The sequence below is a fragment of the Roseobacter sp. HKCCD6576-2 genome, assembly GCF_013179285.1.
GTDB classification, from domain to species: Bacteria; Pseudomonadota; Alphaproteobacteria; order Rhodobacterales; family Rhodobacteraceae; genus Rhodophyticola; species Rhodophyticola oceani.
The window spans coordinates 377,392-393,404 of sequence record NZ_WVNW01000001.1 but is presented as its reverse complement, the minus strand read 5'-3'; the positions used below and the strand labels follow the sequence as shown (position 1 = coordinate 393,404).

Annotated in this window: 14 protein-coding genes; 7 read left to right on the top strand and 7 right to left on the bottom strand. The window is 59.9% G+C overall.

Going from position 1 to position 16,013, the window contains the following annotated elements; genetic code table 11:
- Position 1: 1 nt before the first annotated feature.
- The 5 genes from GTF44_RS01980 to GTF44_RS01960 form a co-directional block, all read right to left on the bottom strand.
- Complete coding sequence (locus tag GTF44_RS01980) at positions 2 to 1,606, bottom strand: ABC transporter ATP-binding protein (protein ID WP_171557133.1); 1,605 nt, start codon at positions 1,604 to 1,606, stop codon at positions 2 to 4.
- Positions 1,603 to 2,787, bottom strand: coding sequence for an ABC transporter permease (locus GTF44_RS01975; RefSeq protein WP_171557132.1), 1,185 nt, complete (start codon positions 2,785 to 2,787; stop codon positions 1,603 to 1,605). The genes GTF44_RS01980 and GTF44_RS01975 overlap by 4 nt, the downstream gene beginning before the upstream one ends.
- A 3-nt stretch (positions 2,788 to 2,790) precedes the next feature.
- Positions 2,791 to 3,945: a microcin C ABC transporter permease YejB gene (locus tag GTF44_RS01970; protein WP_171557130.1), complete on the bottom strand. Its 1,155-nt coding sequence runs from the start codon at positions 3,943 to 3,945 to the stop codon at positions 2,791 to 2,793.
- 6 nt (positions 3,946 to 3,951) lie between these two features.
- Positions 3,952 to 5,862, bottom strand: coding sequence for an extracellular solute-binding protein (locus GTF44_RS01965; RefSeq protein ID WP_171557129.1), 1,911 nt, complete (start codon positions 5,860 to 5,862; stop codon positions 3,952 to 3,954).
- Between the two features lie 185 nt (positions 5,863 to 6,047).
- Positions 6,048 to 6,569 (bottom strand): cytochrome c family protein, encoded by a 522-nt coding sequence (locus tag GTF44_RS01960; protein ID WP_171557127.1) that lies wholly within the window; start codon positions 6,567 to 6,569, stop codon positions 6,048 to 6,050.
- Positions 6,570 to 6,677: 108 nt separating this feature from the next.
- Here GTF44_RS01960 and GTF44_RS01955 point away from each other — a divergent pair, with 108 nt between their 5' ends.
- The 3 genes from GTF44_RS01955 (at position 6,678) to GTF44_RS01945 (ending at position 9,412) form a co-directional block, all read left to right on the top strand.
- Positions 6,678 to 7,508, top strand: a complete 831-nt coding sequence (locus GTF44_RS01955; RefSeq protein WP_171557126.1) for a prephenate dehydratase — start codon at positions 6,678 to 6,680, stop codon at positions 7,506 to 7,508.
- 222 nt (positions 7,509 to 7,730) lie between these two features.
- Positions 7,731 to 8,495 carry a class D beta-lactamase gene (locus GTF44_RS01950; protein WP_171557124.1) on the top strand — a complete coding sequence of 255 codons (765 nt, stop codon included), beginning with the start codon at positions 7,731 to 7,733 and terminating at the stop codon, positions 8,493 to 8,495.
- A complete protein-coding gene (locus tag GTF44_RS01945) occupies positions 8,492 to 9,412 on the top strand; it encodes a DMT family transporter (RefSeq protein WP_171557123.1) in 921 nt (306 codons plus the stop codon). The genes GTF44_RS01950 and GTF44_RS01945 overlap by 4 nt, the downstream gene beginning before the upstream one ends.
- A 65-nt stretch (positions 9,413 to 9,477) precedes the next feature.
- Here GTF44_RS01945 and GTF44_RS01940 read toward each other — a convergent pair whose 3' ends face one another.
- Together GTF44_RS01940 and nudC are read right to left on the bottom strand one after the other, a co-directional pair.
- The gene (locus tag GTF44_RS01940) at positions 9,478 to 9,951 is read right to left on the bottom strand and encodes an SRPBCC family protein (protein ID WP_171557121.1); all 474 of its coding nucleotides are present in this window, start codon (positions 9,949 to 9,951) and stop codon (positions 9,478 to 9,480) included.
- 48 nt (positions 9,952 to 9,999) lie between these two features.
- On the bottom strand, positions 10,000 to 10,971 hold the full coding sequence (gene nudC / locus GTF44_RS01935; protein ID WP_171557120.1) for an NAD(+) diphosphatase: 972 nt from the start codon (positions 10,969 to 10,971) through the stop codon (positions 10,000 to 10,002).
- 219 nt (positions 10,972 to 11,190) lie between these two features.
- Between nudC and GTF44_RS01930 the strand changes: the two genes are divergently transcribed.
- The 4 genes from GTF44_RS01930 to GTF44_RS01915 all read left to right on the top strand — a co-directional run bounded on the left by GTF44_RS01930 (position 11,191) and on the right by GTF44_RS01915 (position 15,922).
- A complete protein-coding gene (locus tag GTF44_RS01930; protein WP_171557118.1) occupies positions 11,191 to 13,059 on the top strand; it encodes a bifunctional 2',3'-cyclic-nucleotide 2'-phosphodiesterase/3'-nucleotidase in 1,869 nt (622 codons plus the stop codon).
- Positions 13,060 to 13,238: 179 nt separating this feature from the next.
- A complete protein-coding gene (locus GTF44_RS01925; protein ID WP_171558551.1) occupies positions 13,239 to 14,240 on the top strand; it encodes an ABC transporter substrate-binding protein in 1,002 nt (333 codons plus the stop codon).
- Between the two features lie 66 nt (positions 14,241 to 14,306).
- Entirely contained in the window at positions 14,307 to 15,155 is an 849-nt protein-coding gene (locus GTF44_RS01920) for an ABC transporter ATP-binding protein (RefSeq protein WP_171557116.1), read from the top strand.
- Positions 15,152 to 15,922 (top strand): ABC transporter permease, encoded by a 771-nt coding sequence (locus GTF44_RS01915; RefSeq protein WP_145212850.1) that lies wholly within the window; start codon positions 15,152 to 15,154, stop codon positions 15,920 to 15,922. The genes GTF44_RS01920 and GTF44_RS01915 overlap by 4 nt, the downstream gene beginning before the upstream one ends.
- Positions 15,923 to 16,013 lie beyond the last annotated feature (91 nt).

The window sequence follows — 16,013 nt, the reverse complement described above, 5'->3', positions numbered from 1 at the left end:
TTCAGGCCGCGCTGCCCTCAGCATGCAGGTCGAATGCGGCCGCCAAAAGCGCGCGGGTATAGTCGGATTTCGGCGCGTTGAAAATCTCGTCTCTCAGACCTGTTTCGACGATGTCGCCCTGCTTCATCACAATCACCTTATGTGCCAGGGCGCGGACGACTTTCAGGTCGTGGGAGATGAAAAGATACGCCAGGCCATGACGCCGCTGTAGCTCGCGCAGCAATTCAACGATCTGCACCTGCACGGTCATGTCGAGCGCCGAGGTCGGCTCGTCGAGCACCACCAGTTTCGGATTCAGGATCATCGCCCGGGCGATTGCGATCCGCTGCCGCTGCCCGCCGGAGAATTCATGCGGGTAGCGATGCATCATCGCGGGATCGAGCCCAACCTCTTTCAGGATATCGGCGACCATCTGGCGTTTGTCCTGCCCTGGGATGGTCCCATGCACGCCCAGACCTTCGGCCACGATCTGCTCCACTGTCATCCGCGGCGAGAGCGAGCCAAACGGGTCTTGGAACACGATCTGCATATCGCGGCGCAGCGGCCGGAGCGCGGCGGATTTCCAGCCCTGCACGTCCTGCCCCATGAAGACAACGGGCCCCTCCGACGAGATGAGCCGCATGATCGCCAGCGCCAGCGTGGTCTTGCCCGAGCCGCTCTCGCCCACCACGCCCAGGGTTTCCCCGGCACGCACCGAGATCGACGCGGCATTGACCGCCTTCACATGGCCCACGGTGCGGCGCAGCAAACCGCGCTGGATCGGGAACCAAACTTTCAGATCATGGGTGTTGACGATCTCGGGCGCGTCCTCTGGCACCGGATCTGGCTCGCCCGTGGCCTCGGCGGCCAGGAGTTTGCGGGTATAGGGATGCCTTGGGTTGTCGAAAATCTCGCCTGTGCGGCCGGCCTCGACAATCTCACCGCCCTGCATGACGCAGACCCGATCCGCGAAGCGGCGGACGATACCCAGGTCATGGGTGATGAACAGCAAGCTCATGCCCTCGGCCTGTTTCAGATCAGCCAGAAGTTCGAGAATCTGCGCTTGGATCGTCACATCGAGCGCCGTGGTCGGTTCATCGGCAATCAACAGGTCCGGCCCGTTGGCGAGCGCCATCGCGATCATCACCCGTTGACGCTGCCCGCCGGAGAGCTGATGCGGATACGCGCCAAGCCGGGTTTCAGGGTCGCGGATGCCGACCTTGGTGAGCAATTCGATGACCCGACGCCGCGCGGCCTCCCCACGCAGGCCCTGATGCAGGCCGAGGCTTTCGGAGAGCTGCTTTTCCAGCGTGTGGAGCGGGTTGAGCGACGTCATCGGCTCTTGGAAGATAAAACTGATATCATTGCCGCGCACGTGGCGCAGCTCGCTTTCAGGCGCGCCGATCATCTCAGCCCCGCGATAATTTACCGAGCCCTCGATCTTAGCGCTATCGGGCAAGAGCGCGACAGTCGATAGCGCGGTGACGGATTTGCCGGAGCCGGATTCGCCGACCAGCGCGACGGTTTCGCCCTTCTCAATCGAGAAGCTGACCCCTTTCACCGCTTCGGTTGTGGCCCCGTCCTGGGTGAAGCTGACCTTGAGATTTTTGACATCGAGCACCCTCATTTGAACGTCTTTCTGGGGTCAAACGCATCGCGCACCCCCTCAAAGATGAAGACCAAAAGCGACAGCATGATCGCGAAGGAGAAGAAGGCGGTGAAGGCGAGCCAGGGCGCTTGCAGGTTGTTCTTTGCCTGTAGGGTCAGTTCACCCAGGGACGGCGCTGAGGACGGCAGGCCGAAGCCGAGGAAATCGAGCGAGGCCAGCCCGCCGATCGTGCCGGTCACGATGAAGGGCAGCATGGTCAGCGTCGCCACCATCGCATTCGGCAGCACATGGCGGAACATGATCACGCGGTTCGACACGCCAAGCGCGCGGGCGGCGCGGATATATTCGAAGTTCCGGGCGCGCAAGAACTCGGCGCGGACAACCCCCACCAGCGCGGTCCAGCCGAAGAGCACCATGAGAAAGACCAAGAGCCAGAAATTCATCGTGAAGATCGCGGCCACGATGATGATCACGAAGAGGCTGGGCGTGTAGCCCCAAATCTCGATGATCCGCTGGAAGATCAGATCGATCCAACCACCGAAATAGCCCTGCACCGCACCTGCGGCGATGCCGATAAGCGAGGTCAGCGCCGTCACTATCAGCGCGAACATCACGCTCAACCGGAACGCATAGATGACCCGGGCCAGCACATCGCGCGCGGTGTCATCGGTGCCCAGCCAGTGATTGGCATCCGGTGCGGCGGGGGCGGGTGTGCTGATCACATTGCTGATCGTGTTGTAAGAAAAGGGCACGAGTGGCCAGAGCATCCAGCCTCGGTCGATCTCTTCACCATTCACGACCCCGTCTTCCTGCGCGTCGATAATCACCCCGTCGGGGTCGTCCCAACAGGCGTCCAACCCGCCAGAAATGATCAGGCATTGTACTTCGGGGTCCCGATAGACCGGCTCGGTTCGGAAATCGCCGCCAAACTGGGTTTCGGGATAGAAGGTGAAAATGGGCGTGTAGAGCTCCCCTTGGAAGCTGACGAGGATCGGTTTGTCATTGGCAATCAACTCGGCGAAGAACGACAGGCCGAAGAGCACGGTGAAGATCAGGAGCGACCAGAAGGCCCGGCCATTCGCCCGAAAGTTCCGCCAGCGGCGTTGATTGAGCGGCGATAGGCTGAGGAACCCTCTTTTAGGTTCGGGCAGCGCCGCATCCGCGGCGGGCGGGGTGATATCGTCTTCGCGGAGCGCCATCTCTCAGGTCTCCCGCGTTTCGAAGTCGATGCGCGGGTCGATCCAGACATACATCAGATCAGAGAGCAGCCCGACCACGAGGCCGATGAGACCAAAGACAAAGAGCGTGCCGAAGATCACCGGGTAGTTCCGGCTGACCGCCGCCTCAAAACCCAGACGCCCCAACCCGTCGAGCGAGAAGATTGTCTCGATAATCACCGAGCCGCCGAAGAACACACTCACGAACACCGCCGGGAAACCCGCAATCACGATCAGCATCGCGTTGCGGAAGACGTGGCCATAGAGCACTCGGTTTTCCGCCAGCCCCTTGGCTTTGGCGGTCATCACATAGTGTTTCTTGATCTCATCCAGAAAGCTGTTCTTGGTCAGCAGCGTGAGCGTCGCGAAAGCCGAAATGGTCGAGGCCACGACCGGAAGGGCGATGTGCCAGAAATAGTCGAGAATGCGTTCCCACCAGGTAAGTGTGGCCCAAACATCGGAAGGGGATGTGAGGCCCCGAAGCGGGAAGATTTGCCAGTAGGACCCACCCGCGAAGAGCACCAAAAGCAGGATCGCGAAGAGGAAGCCCGGGATCGCATAGGCCACGATGATGATGCCGCTGGTCCAGGTGTCGAACCGGGAGCCATCACTGACCGCTTTGCGGATGCCAAGCGGGATCGAGACGATATAGGCGATGAGCGTCGACCAGAGACCAAGCGTGATTGAGACGGGCAGTTTGTCGACCACAAGCTCCATCACGCTTTCGGAATGGAAAAAGCTGTCGCCGAAATCGAAGCGCATGTAATCCCAGAGCATCAGGAAGAAACGTTCGACAGCCGGGATACGTTCGGAACTGCATTCCTCGGCATCCAGGTCGGGGATGCCGGTGAAGCCATCAGCGCAGACGATGCGGGCGAAGTTGAAGGAAATCTCCAACTCTTCGAGGAAACGCGGCGGCACGCCCCGCGCGCCCTGATAGGCACCTTCGATCTCAATCGGGCCCGCCTCGGACCCACCGCCGGAGATGGTGGCGAAAACATCGCCCTCCCCCTCAAGCTGCGCCAGTACCTGATCCACCGGGCCGCCGGGGACGAATTGCGTCAGCGCGAAGTTGATCACCATGATCCCAAAGAGTGTCGGGATCATCAGCAAAAGCCGTCTGAGGATATAAGGGCCCATCTTGGTTTAGAACGCGCCTGCTTCGCGCAAGGCCGCTTCCGCCTCGGCATCGACCCACCAGAAATCGAGGAACCCGAGCGCAAAAGGCGGCAGCGGTTCGGGATACCGATAGATGTCGTAATAGGCGACCCAATGGGCATTGTTGAACCATTGCGGCACGCGGAAGCGCTCCCACCGCAACACGCGGTCCAGAGCAGCAACGGATACGCTCAACTCTTCCCGTGTTTCTGCGTCGATCACATGCTCAACCAGCGCATCGATGGCCGGGTCAGCCAAACCGGCCGGGTTAAAAACCGATGTATTGGCCGTTTGCGACCCGAAATACTGCCGCAGACCTGCGCCTGGCTCATACGCCATCGGGATATGGTCGGTGATGATGTCGAAATCATACTCCCGCTCGCGCTGTGTCATCTGGGCGCTGTCCACACGGGTCAGGCGCGCGTTGATGCCGATGGTGCGGAGGTTCTCCACATAAGGGTTGATGAGCCGGTCAAACATCGGGCCGGAGTTCAAGAACTCCACATCCAGCGTCTGCCCAGCCCCATTGCGCACCATGCCGTCATCGCCAACGACCCAACCGGCCTCCTCTAGCAGGCCGATGGCGCGGCGCGCCTGACGACGATCGAGCGCGCGGTCAGGATTAGAGGCCGGCAAGCTAAACGGCTCCTCGGTGAAGACCTCGGGCCGTAGCTGGTCGCGAAGCGGTTCCAAAAGCACCAGTTCCGCCTCGCTTGGCAGGCCCTCGGCGACCAGATCGGTGTTTTGCCAGAAGGAGTCATTCCACTCATAGAGACCGTAGAACAGAGTCTCATTAGTCCATGCGAAGTTGAACATCAGCGCGATGGCTTCGCGCACACGGGCATCTTGGAATTTCTCGCGGCGCAGATTGATAACGAAGCTCTGACCCGTCGAAATCGTGCCATCCGGCAGTTCCGCTTTCACCACATGGCCGCGGTCCAGTGCTGGGAAATCATAAGACGTGGCCCAGTTGACCGAGCTGCTCTCCTGCCGGAACAGGTAGTTTCCGGCGGTAAACCCTTCGAAGGCCGCAACAGCATCGCCGTAATACTCGATCCGGATACGGTCGAAATTGTATCGCCCCTGATTGATCGGCAGGTCATTGCCCCAGTAATCGGGGTTGCGGCGGAACACGGTCCGTTGCCCAGATTCCACTTCATGCAGCACATAGGGGGCCGAGCCCATCAACGGCTCCAGCCGCGCCTCGCTAAACCCGTATCCCGATGCGTCATGGCTGGCGCGCGAAAAGACCGGCAGGCCGCCGGCCGATTGGATCCGCCCGCGAAGCGGCGCCTCTGGATTGAAATCAAACCGGATGCGGCGATCGTCGAGCACTTCGGCGCCAGCAATCGTTCGCCCGATGGACGCCCGGAAACTGGGCAGGCCCTCGTCACGCAGGATTTCATAGGAAAAGAGCGCGTCATCCGCCGTTACGGGGGTGCCATCCGAAAATGCAGCACCCTCGCGAATCGTGAAGATCACGAAGGATCGATCTTCAGGATACGCGAGGGTTTCGCAGAGCAAGCAATAGGCCGATCCGATCTCATCCGCTGTACCTTCGAGCATCGATTCAAAAAAGATCGAGGAGAGTACCGCCGGGCGGCCTTCCCGTGTGAACGGATGCAGAGAGTCGAACGATCCACCGGCGGACGACCAAGAAAACGACATTTCGCCGCCTTTGGGCGCGTCGGGATTGACGTAGTCCAGATGTTCGAAATCCGGCCCATAGCGCAGATCGCCGAAAGTCGAGATGCCATGGGTAACGATGAGGTCATCGTCCTGCGCGCGCGCCATGCCTGCCGCAAGCATGAGCAAGATCATTGGCAGCAAAAGCCAATACCTCGCGCTTGCGCTGCACGGTCGCAATACCGCCTGAGCCTCGGATTCGCGGTTGCGCATGACACCCTCCACTGCTGTTTTTCGGACTCTCTGGCCAATTATCTGGGCTGCCTCACGTTACGGGCCATCCCCCGGACTCATCAAGTTGAGAAATCGTGAACAGATGTGGTTTTGGCCCGGATCTGCTGCTTCTGCATAAAAAAGACCGCCCGAAGGCGGCCTCTCTTTAAGTCTTATACGCAGGATCAGTCGACCAGCGTCGCCAGATAGGCAATCAGATTGGCCCGATCTTCCACGTCGCGCATGCCGTTATAGGCCATGGCGGTGCCCGGCGCATATTCGCGCGGGTTGGCGATGAAGTCCGAGATATTCTCAGGCGTCCAATCTCCGGTTGTGGCCAGGAGTCCGTCGGAATAGCCAAAGCCTTCCGCTGTGTGCTTCGCACGGTTCACCACCCCATGCAGCGACGGGCCAACCCCATTGCGACCAGCCTCATCGGAATGGCACGCCGAGCATTGGCGCCAGAGACGCTCGCCCGCGCCGGCATCGGCCGTGGCATACACATCGGCAAAAGCGACCTCGACCACCTCTTCGGCGGGTTCGTCGCTTTCTGCACCTGTATCGATCACATAGCCCGCGCGATGCTCATCATCGTGGGACCCGCCCACGGAATAGAGCCCGTCGGCGGCCCAGCCCCCAAGCAGGAAGATCAAGAGCGCGGCGCAAAGAGAGCCGCCTACCTTGGTGATGGTCATTGTGTCAAACATAGTTGTCCCGTTCTCTCACCTGAGCTTGCGCGCTATCTATCGGCTTTCCCAGGGGGCTTTCAAGGTGTAGGGAGCGCGACAAAACACCATCGGGAAAGAAATTCGCCCATGACATCGCGTATCGCCTTCCAGGGAGAACCCGGCGCCTATTCGCATCAGGCCTGTCACGAGGCCCGCCCAGCGATGGAGGCTTTGCCCTGTCCGACCTTTGAAGATGCCATCGAAGCGGTCCGGGATGGGCGCGCCGATATGGCGATGCTGCCGGTGGAAAACTCCACTTATGGACGGGTCGCGGATATTCATCATCTGCTGCCCGATAGCGGGTTGCATATTGTCGATGAAGCCTTTGTGCGGGTGCATATCAACCTGTTGGCGGTACCCGGCGCGACGCTTTCGGATGTGAAAAGCGCACAGAGTCATACGGTGCTTCTGGGTCAGTGCCGGGATTTTCTGCGCGAATATGGGATTCGCGGCCAGGTTGGCGCAGACACCGCGGGATCTGCGAAGATCATCGCCGAACGCGGCGACAAAGCGCAGGCGGCGCTGGCCTCGGAACTCGCCGGGGAGATTTATGGGCTAGATGTGCTCGCCCGTCATATCGAAGACCATGATCGCAACACCACGCGCTTTCTTCTGATGTCGCGAGAGGCGGATATGACCCGCCGCGCCGATCACATGATGACAAGTTTCGTATTCCGGGTCCGCAACATCCCTGCGGCCCTCTATAAGGCGATGGGTGGGTTCGCGACCAATGGCGTGAACATGACCAAGCTGGAAAGCTACATGGTCGGCGGCTCCTTCACCGCCACGCAGTTTTATGCCGATGTCGAAGGCCACCCCGAGGATCGCAATGTGCAGTTGGCGTTGGAAGAGTTGGGGTATTTCACGACCAATTTGCACATCCTCGGCACCTATCCCGCCGACCGCGCGCGGGACTAACTGCCGTCGATCAAAACTTCTGAGGTGAAATCTAACTCCAAGCCCGGATGCGCATTGGCATCCCGGCACAGGTCGGTTACGAGTGCCTGTGTGGATCTATCCGCGCAGTTTCCAACCTAGTCGGATTTGGCAGAGATGGCGATGCGTGCCTTTTTGAACTCTTTGATTACTATAGGCTTTCTGTGCATCGCGACAGTCTTCGCGAGTATGGCGGCCGCACAAATGGACATTCTCAGGGGACCGCTCTCAGACGAGATCGGCGATCGCGAGGTGGCCTTTCTCGCCCGCGATCTGGAGACAGGTATCGAGTATGTGCTGACCGGTAGCGACCTGAACACTCGCCATGCGCCTTGGTCCACATTCAAAATCCCCAATCTGCTGATCGCTTTGGAAACAGGCGTCGCTGCGTCGCTTGATCACGCGTACCCATGGGATCAAGATCGCCGCCCTGCCGCCGGATACTGGCCGCGAGACTGGCGCCAGGATCAAACCTTGCGCAGCGCGTTTCGGGACTCAGCTGTTTGGGTCTTTCAGGACATTGCCCTGGATGTCGGAGTTCGCGAATACCGCCAACGGCTTGGCGAATGGGGATATGGCAACGCCAGTGTTCCAGATGGCTCCGACGGCTTTTGGCTTGGCGGGCCGCTCATGGTGTCCGTGAGGGAACAGGTGGACTTTCTCGACCGGTTCTTCATGGGCACGCTGGCGCTATCGGGCGCAAGTGCCAACGCGCTGATCGAGGCCAGCCATTTCGCCCAGTTCGGCACCGCGACTTTGCATGGAAAGACAGGAGCGGGCGCGACCTCCAGCAATGGATTTAGTGGAGAATTTGAAGGCTGGTACACCGGTTTCGTCCTTCGGGAGAATGCCGAACCGGTGGTGTTTTCGCTCTACACCCGCGCGCGCAGCTTTTCTGCCCTACAGCATTTCCGGCAAGATTTTGCGATCCGCCTGCTACAGGAAGCTGAACTTCTGCCCGGATCATGACGCCGTTTCGCGGCATTGCGCTCAAGATCGCGTCGGTCTGCGTCTTCATGACGATGGCGAGCCTGATCAAATCGGTATCTGACACGGTGCCCGCGGGGCAAGCCGTGTTTTTCCGCTCAATCTGCGCTCTGCCGGTGATTGTCGTTTGGCTGCTCTATCGCCAAGAATTGCATATTGGGCTCAAAACGCAGAATCCTATCGGCCATGTCTGGCGCGGGCTGGTCGGCACGATGGCGATGGGGCTTGGTTTTGCGGGCTTGGGTCTCTTGCCGCTGCCCGAGGTGACCGCGATCGGCTATGCCGCGCCGCTTCTGGTGGTGATTTTCGCCGCGATGTTCTTGGGGGAGGAGGTCCGCGCCTTTCGGCTCAGTGTCGTGGCGCTTGGGTTGGTCGGGGTTCTGATCGTGCTCTCCCCACGGCTGCAAGTCGGGGTGAGCGGTGCCGATACGCGGGAGACATTGGGGGCAGTCGTCGTTCTGATGGGCGCGATTTGCGCCGCGCTGGCGCAAGTCTTTGTGCGCAAACTGGTGCAGACCGAGGGCACCGCCGCGATTGTGTTTTGGTTTTCGGTCACGGCCAGCACTTTGTCGCTTCTGACGATCCCCGGGGGTTGGGTCATGCCAAGCCCGGTGCAGATCGTCATGTTGGTTCTTGCCGGGCTTTTGGGCGGGTTTGGACAGATCTTGCTCACGTCGAGCTATCGGCATGCAGATGCGTCTCTGATTGCGCCGTTTGAATACACATCCATGCTGTTGGCGCTTGGTGTGGGGTATCTGATCTTTGATGAGATCCCGACATTGACCATGCTCGGCGGGGCCGTGATCATCATTCTGGCAGGTGTTTTGATTATCTGGCGCGAGCGGCAATTGGGCATGGCAAGGGCCAGACAGCGTAAAGCGATGACACCGCAAGGTTGAGCCGCGCACGCGATCTAGCCAGCCAAGATTCGCCCAGTCGCCACATTTGACGAACCTGCGAAGCCTCAGCCGCGCGCCGCTTGTCGCCATGCCGCGGCCGTCTGATTGCCCTGCCGCATCAAGTTTCTGGTCATGCGCCGCACGACGCGCCCGCGGGCCAATTTCAAGGTTTGGATGATCAGCCGTGCCGTCAACGTGCGCGGCTTCAAATCCAGCTCCGTCGCTACCCGCGTTACTTCAGGCGAAAGGGCGATGAAGGCCATTTGATAGACCGCCTCCATCCCGCCAACCGTGATGTCGACCTTCGCACTCTCATCCGGGACCAGCTCGGTCAATTCGGCTTCGATCTTGCGCTTCTTACCGCGCACTTGAACGGCCCCACGCCATTGCACGCCCTCAGCGATCTGGGTCCAATTGCCGACACGCCGCAGGTCAGCCCCCCGGCGCTTAACATCCGCCTCGAATTGCGAGAAATCGGTCATCCGTTCAAACACGAACCCGATGGGGGCGTCGACATCTTCGGCCACTTTGAACTTCATGTCTCGACTGTCCTCATCAATACCCCGGTCTTGCGGCGCAATTTCGGTTCAATCCAACCGATCCGCAAGCCAGTTTTCCAATAGGAAATGCGCGATCGCGCCCTTCCGGGCTGGCAAGATTTTCGTGTGTCGGCCTGCAAAAACCTCGGTCAGCTCTTCCCGGCTGAGCCATAAAGCGTCTTCGATCTCAACCGGGTCGACTGTGATCGCGCGGGTGCGCGCCTCGCCGCGACATCCGAACATAAGCGATGCGGGATAGGGCCAGGGTTGGCTGGCCAGGTAGGTGACCGGCCCAACATCGACCTGCGTTTCCTCAAAGACCTCCCGGCGCACCGCCGCCTCCAAGGTCTCGCCAGGCTCCACGAACCCGGCAAGCAAAGAGTACATGCCTTCGGGCCAGCCCGGCGACCGGCCCAACAAGACGTCATTGCCATGCGTAATCAGCATAATCACGACTGGGTCGGTGCGTGGGAAGTGGCGCCCGCCACAGGTAGCGCAGACCCGCTGCCACCCACCTTGATCGGCCACACTCTCAGCACCGCAGCGCGAGCAGAACCGATGGGTGCGGTGCCAATCAAGCACAGCTTTGGCCGTTGCCGACAGCTCAGCATCGCGCGCACTCAGCCAGGTCATCGCACCGCGTAACTCACGAAAGAGCGCTTCGTTCGGCGCGGCCGGGTGGGCCTGAAGCGTCGGGTCCAGAAACGCGCCGATTTGCGCTTCATCGACGTCAACCGGCGTCCAGGCCGAGATATCCGCCGCGAAGCGCAATTGCCCGTCATTGCGCCCTAAAAACACCCGAACAGGCGCAGCCTCGGCAAGAACCGGGTGGTCATTTGGCAGCCAGACCAAGGTGGCCCGCCCCGCCTCGCCCCGCATAAGTGGCTTGCCGCGCCAGAGCGGCAAGACCAGACCGGCCTGGCTTTCCAACGCCTCATCAAGCATCGCCGCATCTCCACGCAGTTCCGCCGCGCGATCAAGACCCGAGCCGCCAAAAGTCACGGTTTCCGCGAGTTTCATTACTTTACGCCTTCCTGCCGGTTTGGTCCCACCGCTCGGTATGGCAGGAATGTCGCAGACCGAAAAGGAGGCGGCGCAAAGACGCAGATTTATCCACAGAAGCTCTGGCTCCGTCCAAAAGCGCGCGATATAATTGATGTCTCGTCTCACGTTAAGACTATGCTCGGCGCTCGGGGAAAGGGTCGTTCTATGGGTGCTGATGCCAGTTTGGAGTCAGGGGTGCTTAGCAGCCTCAGCTTGCGCATTTTAGCGACAAGCGATCTCCATGCGAACCTGCATCCTTATAACTACTACACCGATCAACCACAGAATCGGGGCGGCTTGGTGCGTGCCGGTGGCGTAATCGCAAGCCTGCGCCGCGCCGCTGAAAACTGCCTTTTGGTTGATAACGGCGATACGTTACAAGGCACGCCGCTTGGCGATTTCGCCGCGCAATCTCAATGCGCGAACGGACGACCGCACCCAATGGTTGCCGCAATGAACGCGCTTAACTATGACGCGATGGCATTGGGCAATCACGACTTCAACTATGGGTTGGAGTTCCTGCAAGCCGCCCTCGCAGGTGCGTCTTTTCCAGCTGTTTTGGCCAATATCAAACGGGTCGATGGCGAAAGCTTTGTGCCGCCTTGGGTCATTCTCGATCGTGATATGCAGGATATGTCCGGCAGATCGCGCCGATTGCGCATCGGTGTCATTGGCTTTGCGCCGCCGCAAACCCTGATGTGGGACAGATATCTGTTAGAAGGCAAGCTGGAGGCGGAAGACATTCTCACAGCCGCGCGCCGGGAAGTACGCGCGGTGCGCGAGGCCGGAGCGGATCTCGTCATCCTCTTGAGCCACAGCGGGTTGGGGCCAACGGAGGAGCATCCGCAGATGGAAAATGCGGTTGTACCTCTGGCCCGACTCGATGGCGTTGACGCCGTGATTGCAGGGCACACGCATGAACTCTTCCCAGCGCCGAACAACGCAGCGCCAGATTGGCTGGACCCGAATGCGGGGACGATCCACGGCACGCCGGTCGTGCAACCAGGTGCCGAAGGATCACATCTTGGGGTGATCGACCTGACGTTGTCAGAGATTGACCGAGATTGCTGGCGGGTCAGCAACGCCAGAGGCCAGTTGATCCGTATCGCCCCGCCAACAGCTGCTGCGGCCTCAACTTGCAAGGTGCCAGAGATCGAGAGTTGCCCTGATGTCATACGGGCCACCGCCGAAGACCATATCGCCACACTGGGATTTATCCGTCGCCGGGTTGGCGAAACCCTGGTGCCGTTGGAGACGTATTTTGCGCTCCTGGCAAACTCCGCCGCCGTCCAGGTGATTGCCGACGCGCAGCGCGATTTTGCGGGGCAGATCCTCCGCGGGCATAAGCTTGCCCACCTACCGCTCTTGTCCGCCGCCGCTCCCTTCAAAGCGGGCGGTCGCGGCGGCCCAGTGAATTATACCGATATTCCCAAAGGTCCTCTGGCGATCAAGAACGCCGCTGACCTCTATGTTTATCCGAACATGGTCGCGATCCTAAAAGCAACAGGCGCCCAGGTGCGCGATTGGCTAGAACGGGCGGCCTGCGCATTTCATCAGATACGGCCCGACGAGCCGCAACAACCTCTGATCGACCATCGCTTTGCGGGTTACAATTTCGATGTGCTCGACGGGTTGACCTATGCGATCGATGTGACCGTCCCTGCGCGCTACAGCGCTGATGGTGAAGAGGAATATGAAACCCCGGGGCGAATCCGCGATTTGCGCCATAACGGGCAGCTTGTGACCGAAGATCAGGAGTTTTTGGTCGTCACAAACAGTTATCGGGCCAGTGGCGGCGGGCATTTCAAAGCCCCTGCAGATGCGGAGCAAATCTGGCTAGAGCGCCTCTCGGTCCGCGATGTTCTGGTTCGGTATTTCACCACCTATGATCGACTCTCCGCTGTCACAAACCCGACGTGGCGCTTTGCCGATGCAGGCGGCATCCGCGCAATTGCCGAGATCGGGCCCGGCGCTTTGGCCTATCCAGACCGGATCAAGGAGTTTGGATTGGATTATCTGGGAGTGGCCGAAACCGGCTTTGCCCGGTTTGCCATGACGCTGTAATCTCGGCAGATCACCCGTTGGCTGCCAAATAATCCGTCGACATGCTTGTTTTTTGGGCAAAGCTTAGGGCAACCTATGCTGCGGGGCGCGTGCAGATTGACCCTCGCCGTTGTCCTGCCTGAGTTAACGGGGTCAATGATCGCTGCCACCAAGAGGAGAGACCGCCCGTGAAAACCCGAATGATTGCCACCTGCGCCGCCGCCATTGTCGCGGCGACCCCGCTGGCTGCTGAAACCGATATCGCCTTCGCGCTGGATTGGCGCTTTGAAGGCCCGTCTGCCCCCTATTTCCTTGCCATTGATAACGGCCATTTCGCCGCGCAAGATTTGTCGGTTGAGATCACTGCCGGCCAAGGCTCACTCGATGCGATCCCGAAAGTGGCGTCTGGTTCCTTCCCACTGGGCTTTGCCGATATCAACTCATTGGTGCGGTTTCTCGACACCAACCCGGGCGCGCCGGTCACCGCCGTGATGATGACCTATGACAGCCCGCCATTTTCCATCGTCGGCCGGGTCAGCCAAGGTATTTCCGGCATCGAAGACCTGGAAGGCTCGACCCTTGGCGCACCGCCGCCCGACGGCGCTTGGGCGCAGTTCCCGATCTTGGCCGAGGTGAACGGGATCGACGTCTCGACAATCACTGTGGAGCCCGTGGGCTTCCCGACGCGTGAGCCGATGCTGGCCGAAGGCAATGTGGATTCGGTGACCGGGTTCAACTTCTCGTCGTATTTGTCGCTTGCGCGTCTTGGCATCCCCGAGGATGACATCACCACCATCCTTTTCGCCGATCACGGCGTTGAGCTTTATGGCAATGCGATCATCGTCAATACCGATTTCGCCGAAGCCAACCCGGATGTCGTGACCAGCTTCCTGACCGCGGTCGCGCAGGGTTGGTCGGACGCCATTGCCGACCCCGCCGCGGGTGCTGCGGCGGTCATCGCGCGGAACCCAGCGGGCGATGTGGAGCTGGAAACCCGGCGTCTGCAATTGGCCATCGACAGCAACGTGTTGACCGACACGGTTGTCGAAAACGGCATGGGTTATGTGGATCAAGACCGTCTGGCGCGCGCCTTGGAGCAGATGACCCTGGTTTATGAGTTCCAGAACGCACCCGATGCGGCGCTCTATTTCACCGACGCATATCTACCCGAGAGCGATGTGTTGATGGTTGCGCCAGAGTAATCGGCCAAACGCCCTATCCCATGCGGGCCGGATCCACCCGGCCCGCATTTCTGACGAAAGCCCCCAATGACATCTTCTTCCCAAATCGAGCTGCGTGAGGTGACCCACGCGTATCGTACCGCCGCCGGCCCGCTACCAGTTTTAGACCGGCTTTCGCTGCAAATGCCGAAAGACAGCTTCACGGCTGTTGTGGGGCCCTCTGGCTGCGGGAAGTCGACGCTGACCCGATTGGTCTCGGGCCTGATGCGGCCCAATGAGGGGGAAGTCTGGCTCGCCAATCAGAAAGTGACCTCACCCCGGCCCACGGTTGGCATGGCCTTTCAAAACCCGGTTTTGCTGGAATGGCGCACGATTTTGCAGAATGTAATGCTGCCGCTGGAGATCATCAAAAGCAAGATGACCAAGGCCGAGGGGCTGGAACGTGCCCGGCATCTACTTGAACTGGTCGGGCTGACGGGATTCGAGGGAAAACGCCCCTCGGAACTTTCGGGCGGGATGCGCCAGCGGGCGTCGCTCTGCCGCTCACTGATCCATCGGCCCGAAGTATTGATTTTGGATGAGCCTTTCGGCGCGCTCGATGCATTCACCCGCGAAGACCTGTGGTGCACGATGCATGATCTGCGGGAAGAGGAGCCGTTCACCTGCCTGTTGATCACCCATGATCTGCGGGAAAGTGTGTTCCTCGCCGATCAAGTGGTCGTTCTCTCCGGTCGTCCGGCGCATGCGCAATTTGTGCTGGATGTGGATATCGAGGGTAAGCGCACATTGGACGATCTTTACACGCCGAAAGCGGTCGAGATGCTGGCCGTCTTGCGCCACCAAATTCAGGTTGCGCAAGGCCGCGCCAGTAGCCCGGATGAGCCCTTGGCCGAACACGCGCCCGCCGCATCGGCCAAAGAGGGGATCGTGCAATGAGCCGCGAAACCGTCCGCAAAATCGCCTCGCCAGTTCTGTTCATCGTCGCGGTCCTAGCCATCTGGGAATGGCTGGTCTGGGTCTATCAACTGCCCGATTTCCGCATGGCCTCCCCCTCGGATCTCTTGCCGAAATTCTGGCAGTTCCGCGATCTGTTCCTGGTGAAAAGCTGGGAAACGCTTTGGCGCACTGTCGCGGGCCTCGGCATCGCCGTGGTGTTCGGCACACTGGTCGGGATGATCATGGGCTTCTCGCGCGTCGCACGCGAGGGTCTTTATCCGCTTTTGGTCGGTTTCAATGCGATCCCGAAAGCGACTGTTGTGCCAATTGTCGCACTGATCTTTGTCGGCCAGCACGATTTCAACACGATCCTGATTGCCTTCATGATCTCGTTCTTTCCGATCGCCGTTTCGGTTTCGATTGGACTGTCAACGCTGGAGCCGGAATATCGCGACATCCTGCGCTCGCTTGGGGCCTCGAATTTTACGATCTTCTGGAAGATCGCGCTGCCAAAAACGCTGCCGGAGTTCTTCGGGGCGCTCAAAGTCGCAGTTACACTGGCCTTTATCGGCACCAATCTGATGGAAATCGTCTCGCCACACGGGCGCGGCCTGGGGGATCTCTTCGATAGCGGGCGGATTAACGCAGACTATCCGCTGATGTTTGCGGTGCTCTTCGCCTTGGCCGCACTTGGGATTTTCCTCTTCTATATCGTGGTATTCCTGGAGCGCATCTTCGCCGGTTGGGCCGAACGCGCTCCAGGATAAGATGGCCGCAGCGCCCGTTCACGCGCCCCAACGTCGTCATTGGGGCGCCCAACTCTATTCACAATTACCAGGCATCTCTTCAATTGTCGGT

Coding starts and splice junctions, on each gene's coding strand:
- GTF44_RS01980 (WP_171557133.1), bottom strand. CDS start 1,606: ATGAGGGTGCTCGATGTCAAAAATCTCAAGGTCAGCTTCACCCAGGAC.
- GTF44_RS01975 (WP_171557132.1), bottom strand. CDS start 2,787: ATGGCGCTCCGCGAAGACGATATCACCCCGCCCGCCGCGGATGCGGCG.
- GTF44_RS01970 (WP_171557130.1), bottom strand. CDS start 3,945: ATGGGCCCTTATATCCTCAGACGGCTTTTGCTGATGATCCCGACACTC.
- GTF44_RS01965 (WP_171557129.1), bottom strand. CDS start 5,862: ATGCGCAACCGCGAATCCGAGGCTCAGGCGGTATTGCGACCGTGCAGC.
- GTF44_RS01960 (WP_171557127.1), bottom strand. CDS start 6,569: ATGTTTGACACAATGACCATCACCAAGGTAGGCGGCTCTCTTTGCGCC.
- GTF44_RS01955 (WP_171557126.1), top strand. CDS start 6,678: ATGACATCGCGTATCGCCTTCCAGGGAGAACCCGGCGCCTATTCGCAT.
- GTF44_RS01950 (WP_171557124.1), top strand. CDS start 7,731: ATGGACATTCTCAGGGGACCGCTCTCAGACGAGATCGGCGATCGCGAG.
- GTF44_RS01945 (WP_171557123.1), top strand. CDS start 8,492: ATGACGCCGTTTCGCGGCATTGCGCTCAAGATCGCGTCGGTCTGCGTC.
- GTF44_RS01940 (WP_171557121.1), bottom strand. CDS start 9,951: ATGAAGTTCAAAGTGGCCGAAGATGTCGACGCCCCCATCGGGTTCGTG.
- nudC (WP_171557120.1), bottom strand. CDS start 10,971: ATGAAACTCGCGGAAACCGTGACTTTTGGCGGCTCGGGTCTTGATCGC.
- GTF44_RS01925 (WP_171558551.1), top strand. CDS start 13,239: ATGATTGCCACCTGCGCCGCCGCCATTGTCGCGGCGACCCCGCTGGCT.
- GTF44_RS01920 (WP_171557116.1), top strand. CDS start 14,307: ATGACATCTTCTTCCCAAATCGAGCTGCGTGAGGTGACCCACGCGTAT.
- GTF44_RS01915 (WP_145212850.1), top strand. CDS start 15,152: ATGAGCCGCGAAACCGTCCGCAAAATCGCCTCGCCAGTTCTGTTCATC.